Below are 3,066 nucleotides of genomic sequence, written 5' to 3' on the forward strand. Positions count from 1 at the left end.
TATTCGATTAATCAACCAGTAAAAATCCACACAAGTTGTTCTTCATAATCTCTTAATGATCTTTCCAACACCTCGTCAGTGCCAGAAGCTGGACTCAAAACACTCAACAACTCAGCGATCCGCTTCGTTCATCTCCGTGTATCTCGTCGGTATGGGGTGCATTCTAGAGGATTTCAGAATCATTGCAAGCCCCAATTCACTTTATTTTTCACATATGTATCTTTTTTCTACGAAACAGCTAAAAAAACCGGTTTTTCACTTATTTTTTGCACAATTCAAAAGAAAAAATCCCGCGAACGGGATTTTTTGCTGTCTTTCTTTTTATCTTATTCAGTAAATTTCTGCGTGCTGTAATCCGCTGTTGGCAATTTACCGAGTGATTTTTGTCCGGTTGTTCCCGGTAAACGCTCGACATACTGTAAAAACGCTTCGGCATAATCGAGGCCTACGTCCATACGGCGCTCGCCTGTCACCTCTTTCATGCTGCTATAGTAGTCCTGTCCATTGGCCAGGAAGTCGATAGTCACCACTTTATAGGTTCGATCCAAGACCAGTGCTTCATAACTACCGCTTGTATTACGCACTTCCAGCTGGCTAATACGCTGCCCTTTGGCCTGGGTTAAATCTACCTGCCAGCGTAAACCACCAGTATATGGATAACTGCCAGTATTTCTCTGCTCGACCACACCGCTAATCGCATCCTCCAGCGTGGCTTTAATTTCTGCACCAGTCATATCCAAACGGACCAGTGTATTTTTAAATGGCAGTACCTGATAGATTTTCTCTACGGTGACTGGACCTGCCGCGACATCCACACGCACCCCACCACCATTCTGGAATGACAGATCGGCATCAAAGTACACTTTACCTTGTTGCAAGAAGGCTTCGGCAATCATCTGCTGAATATCGCCGCCATGAGCAATGACATGCGGATTCTGGTTACAGATATCGCCCAGACTAGAACGGCTGGTATCGCGCTGCGTCCCCGGTACACGGCGTAAACACAGGTTATCGGTTGCCTGAGCCACCACCGTGCTGGCAAAATTCTGTTTCTGTTGTTGATATGGCAGCAGCACATTTAAGGTCGCGGTATATGGGCTGACCACCTGCATCGGAATATTCGCCGCTTTAAAACGCTCCAGCAGCACCGCCTGTTCGGTTGCATTTAAGGCTTCAAACTGTTTGCTCTCGGTATTTTCACGCTTAAAGTCATCGCCCACTAAAATGTGCGGTGTGCCACTACACTGTTCCACCTGACCTTGCGGATTGAACCTGACCTTTAAATCACCCACTACATAGCTGTACTGCCAGGCCTGGGCAATACAGACCAGATCACCATCTTTATTTCGCGCTTGGGTCGGATACGCACCACTCGGACTCAGGCCGACCGCCTCTAAACTGTCCGGACCTAATAAGGTATGTGAGTCACCACCAACAATTACATCGACATCGGTTAAAGCCGCAGCCAGTTGCTGATCCAGGGCAAAACCGGTATGGGTTTGCAGGATAATCTTATGGATGCCTTGAGCTTTCAGGCGATCAATTTCTTGTTGAGCCGCTTCAATTTCATTGGCAAACGTAGTGTCACTGTTCGGCTGAGAGGCATTCTTGGTTTTATCAGCAATGGTCAGGCCAATAATGGCAAACTTTTCACCGTCACGTTCAAATATAAAAGACTTTTCAATGCGCTGGGTCTGATACAGCGGCGAAGATGGGCCGAAATTCACATTGGCCGATACAATACGGGTTGGTGTGGCACAGTTACCGGCATCCAGATAGTTAATAAATTTCTGTAGGCCTGCATCTTTGGCATCAAATTCATGATTACCCAGCACAAAACTGTCAAAGCAGACCGTATTCATGGCATCTGCATCCGCCTTACCTTCAGAAAGGTTGAAATACAGATCGCCGGTAATCGCATCACCACTGTGCAGTTTGATCACATTCGGATATTCCTCTGTCAGACGGTTGATTAACCCGGCGACACGGGCAAAACCACCCCGGCTGACGCTATAATTTTCTTCCTCAGCCCCTTGTGCCAAGCTAAAGTTCCAGTGCTCTTCATCTAAATGGGAATGATGGTCATTAATATGCAGAATATTCAGTTCAACGGCTTTACCCTCGACTACTGGTGTCGGTGTAGTAGTCTGACGGTCATTATCCCCGCAGGCTGTCATGAAAACAGAAAGACAGGCTATTGATAATATGGATTTTTTATTCAATACGTTCATCTGGAAATTACCCTGAGACTCAGTGTTTTAATTGGAATTGTCTGATTGAGTCTGTGGCCTGAACATGTAAGGCAGATGAAAAAACGATCAAGATTTCATGACAATAGTTAAACCCGTTCGCGAATATGCTGCATGACCTCTAAGACCAGTGCCTGTTTACCGCGATAATCTTCGGCCGCAAACAGTAGTCTGGCTTTGCGCGGCAGTTGCTCGTGAATCAGGGCAAATAGCTGATACATGGCCGACAGTTCCAATTGCTCAAACAGCGTCTTGACCGGTTGATAGGCAAACTGCTTTTCACTTTGCGGCTGATATTCAAACAGGAAACGTAAAATGGCATCCAGCTGCTGATCATGGGTATCGGTATTATAGGAATACATGCGCTCCCTCTGGCTCGAGTTTATTTTTTATATGGAAATGATGATCCGGATTTATTTATACGCCGGATTTTTGCAGCGGGCAACCATGGGCAGACACCGCTCCAGCTGCTCAAAAAACCGCTTTTTTCAGGTCAAAGGCTAAATTTTGGATAAAAAAAAGAAAGAGATCTCTCCCAAAATCTCTCCCTCGGAGTTGAATCTTTTACGGATCCATATGTTATTGTCATTATTATTTTCGGCTATTTCCGCGCTTCTTGGGGATGAAACGTCATCAAATAGCAATTTACCCTCTAGATATGTAGACACCACATATTTAGACGGATAAATCTTAAACATAAAATATGACAAAATCAAGACAATCGGAAAAATTTAATTCTTGTTTTTATAAGGTTTTTTTTAAATTTAAATATTTAAATATCTTATAAGCAATATTATAAAAAAAGCAGACCGAAGCC

General features: G+C 44.5%; 2 protein-coding genes. Both read right to left on the minus strand.

What is annotated here, in order from left to right; genetic code table 11:
- Positions 1-326: 326 nt before the first annotated feature.
- A complete protein-coding gene (locus tag VF685_RS13975; RefSeq protein WP_440203680.1) occupies positions 327-2,231 on the minus strand; it encodes a bifunctional metallophosphatase/5'-nucleotidase in 1,905 nt (634 codons plus the stop codon).
- 107 nt (positions 2,232-2,338) lie between these two features.
- Positions 2,339-2,611 carry a hypothetical protein gene (locus tag VF685_RS13980; protein WP_005181154.1) on the minus strand — a complete coding sequence of 91 codons (273 nt, stop codon included), beginning with the start codon at positions 2,609-2,611 and terminating at the stop codon, positions 2,339-2,341.
- Between the last annotated feature and the right edge of the window lie 455 nt (positions 2,612-3,066).

This window comes from Acinetobacter sp. Brlt_5 (assembly GCF_051949055.1).
In the GTDB taxonomy this organism is placed as follows: domain Bacteria; phylum Pseudomonadota; class Gammaproteobacteria; order Pseudomonadales; family Moraxellaceae; genus Acinetobacter; species Acinetobacter indicus.

Bases quoted from the DNA above. Each gene is read 5' to 3' on its own strand.
- VF685_RS13980 (WP_005181154.1), bottom strand. From the start codon at position 2,611: ATGTATTCCTATAATACCGATACCCATGATCAGCAGCTGGATGCCATT.
- VF685_RS13975 (WP_440203680.1), bottom strand. From the start codon at position 2,231: ATGAACGTATTGAATAAAAAATCCATATTATCAATAGCCTGTCTTTCT.